At 65.9% G+C, this 2,312-nt stretch carries 3 protein-coding genes; 2 read left to right on the top strand and 1 reads right to left on the bottom strand.

What is annotated here, in order from left to right; all coding sequences use genetic code 11:
* Positions 1-356: 356 nt before the first annotated feature.
* Positions 357-1,016, top strand: a complete 660-nt coding sequence (locus AB0J09_RS62620; protein ID WP_360713716.1) for a GPP34 family phosphoprotein — start codon at positions 357-359, stop codon at positions 1,014-1,016.
* Positions 1,017-1,259: 243 nt separating this feature from the next.
* Positions 1,260-1,643, top strand: a complete 384-nt coding sequence (locus AB0J09_RS62615) for a DUF2809 domain-containing protein (RefSeq protein WP_360713714.1) — start codon at positions 1,260-1,262, stop codon at positions 1,641-1,643.
* A gap of 328 nt (positions 1,644-1,971) precedes the next feature.
* Here the strand turns inward: AB0J09_RS62615 and AB0J09_RS62610 are convergent.
* The coding region (locus tag AB0J09_RS62610; protein ID WP_360713712.1) for an ATP-binding cassette domain-containing protein at positions 1,972-2,312 on the bottom strand (341 nt) is incomplete at its 5' end.

Genomic DNA, 2,312 nt, shown 5'->3' with positions numbered 1-2,312 from the left:
GCCCTGTCCGACGCCGCGGCGGGCCGTCTAGATCCGTCTCCTCCCCACCAGCCCTTCAACCGCGCGCGGGTCGACTCGCCGTACTCAGGCCCCCTCCACTATCTCCAAGCCGAAAAGCGTGAATGGATGGGCACCACGCGGCGCGGCTCAGCGTGAATGCGACCGGGGGCTATGCCCATCACGTTCGTGCACGGCTCCCCCGGCATCCCGCCCACACATCAGCCTGCTTCACCGCGTTGCACCGTTGCTGATCACTTACTGTCCTCCCGCGCCTTCCCCTTCATGACAGATGTCAGATACGGCTGATGACATCGCCCTCTACGCGCGGCCGCTGAACTGACACGACACTTGGCGGTATGTCCAGACAACAGCTGACGTTCGCAGACGAGCTCATCCTGCTTGCTCATCGGGAGAGCGACGGTAAGCAGTTGATCCCCAACAATGTGCTGAACATCAGCCTCACCGCCGCCGAGCTGGCCGAGCTGGCCGCTCTCGGGAGAGTGGAGCTGAGGGGCGCCGATCTGGCCGTGGTGGACAGGCAGCCGGTCGGTGACGCGCAGCTGGACGCCGTGCTCTCCCAGATGGTCAAGGTGGGCAAGGCGCTGCCGCCCAGCAAATGGCTGATCAGGATCAACCCGGTGCGCTGGGGCCGGCATTACCTGCGGCGCCTCGCGGAGCGAGGCGCGTTCAAGGCCGATAAGTCCCGGGTCCTGGGGCTCTTCCCGGTCGAACGGTACGCATACGACGACACCGAGTTGGTGCGCGAGGTCACCGAGCGGCTCGGCCAGGTGGTGCGCGGCCGGAAGCCGGACGCCCGCACCATCACCCTGTTCGCCCTGACCCACCACAGCGGCGTGCTTAAGCACCTGATCGCCATCGACGACGAGAAGCGGATCGACGAACTCGTCAGGGACGACTGGGCGGGACAGGCCGTCAAGACCTACGTCGACAAGACCACGACCAAGGCCGGCGACTCAGGTGACATGGTGACGCTGCTGGCCGCGGGTGGGTCGTAGCATCATCCAGTACCGTCGGCACCATCGCGGTCCGCTGCATGGTCATTCCTCTCCTTGACCAGGGAACGACCGATTCCGGATGAATCATCACTACGTTCCAGCGTGCTGGCATGCCCTCGCCATGGCACTCCACCGCGGTCGCTGACTGACGCAATCAGCATGCCGCCATAAGGGACGAGCCCTATGATCAGTTCGTCCTGATCGTTGAGATTCGGAGAAGACGTCAATCTCATGCGCCGCGCCATGGTCCTTCTAGGCGTCGTCGCCCTCGCCGTCGGCGCGTTCACCCTCTTGTACCGGGGCCCGGGACAACCGTTCATCCGCGGTTACGTGAGCGACGTCGGCGCCACCATGCTGGTCTACGCGTTCTTGGGGCTGCTGTGGCGCACCACCGCCGCACGCCGCACCCTGGCCACGGCCGCGATCGCCGCCGCCGTCGAGTTCTACCAAATAGTCGGCATGACCCCGCCGGGCATCGGCGGTGTCCTGGTCGGCGCGTTCCCCGACCCATGGGACCTGGTCGCTTATGCCATCGGTGTGGTCGCGGCCCTGGCCTGGGAACGCCGATCGGTCCGATCCGATGATCAGACCGGCCGACTATCGGACGCCACCCCACCGGCACGTTGACGGTACAGATGCCCCACAGCGGCGAGGTCATCGGGTTCGTCCTGCGCGGCGGCCAGCGTCGCAAAGCAGGACCGTCGTATCTCAGGACAAGCGGGGGCATCGCATCGCGTTTCTCTTGATCGCGGTCAGTCATTGTCGTGCTTCCAGGAGCTCAGGTAGTAACGGTGATCAAGAGATGACGTGGCCGTCGACCAGGCTTTTCCGCTGGACACACCCGCGGGGAAGGAAACAAGACCGCAGTTGCGGGCTGACGCACGCGAGGCGATGCCAGCTCCTGGCCAGGCTCCTGTGGCGACGCCTCGCGTGCAGTGCAGGGCGGCGGTGGCGGCTATCGGTAGGCCGTTGCTTGGAGGGTGTACAGCTCACGGTAGAGGCCGTCTTCGGCCATCAGTGTTTCGTGATTGCCCTGCTCGATGATCTTGCCGTGATCGAGGACGTAGATGCGGTCGGCGTAGCGGACGCTGGCCAGGCGGTGGGTGATGAGCAGGACGGTGCGGCCGTCGGCGTGGGTGCGCAGGCCTTCGAACGCGGCATGTTCGGCGCGCGCGTCAAGGGCGGCGGTGGGTTCGTCGCAGATGAGCAGGTCGGCGTCGCGGTGGAAGCCGCGGGCCACGGCGATGCGCTGCCACTGGCCGCCGGACAGTTCGCAGCCGTCCTTGAAGCGGCGAT

It is taken from the genome of Nonomuraea sp. NPDC049784 (assembly GCF_040659615.1).
Taxonomy (GTDB): Bacteria; Actinomycetota; Actinomycetes; order Streptosporangiales; family Streptosporangiaceae; genus Nonomuraea.
Note: the sequence above shows the minus strand (reverse complement) of the source record. Positions and strands in the feature narration are given on the sequence as shown.

Bases quoted from the DNA above. Each gene is read 5' to 3' on its own strand.
- AB0J09_RS62620 (WP_360713716.1), top strand. From the start codon at position 357: ATGTCCAGACAACAGCTGACGTTCGCAGACGAGCTCATCCTGCTTGCT.
- AB0J09_RS62615 (WP_360713714.1), top strand. From the start codon at position 1,260: ATGGTCCTTCTAGGCGTCGTCGCCCTCGCCGTCGGCGCGTTCACCCTC.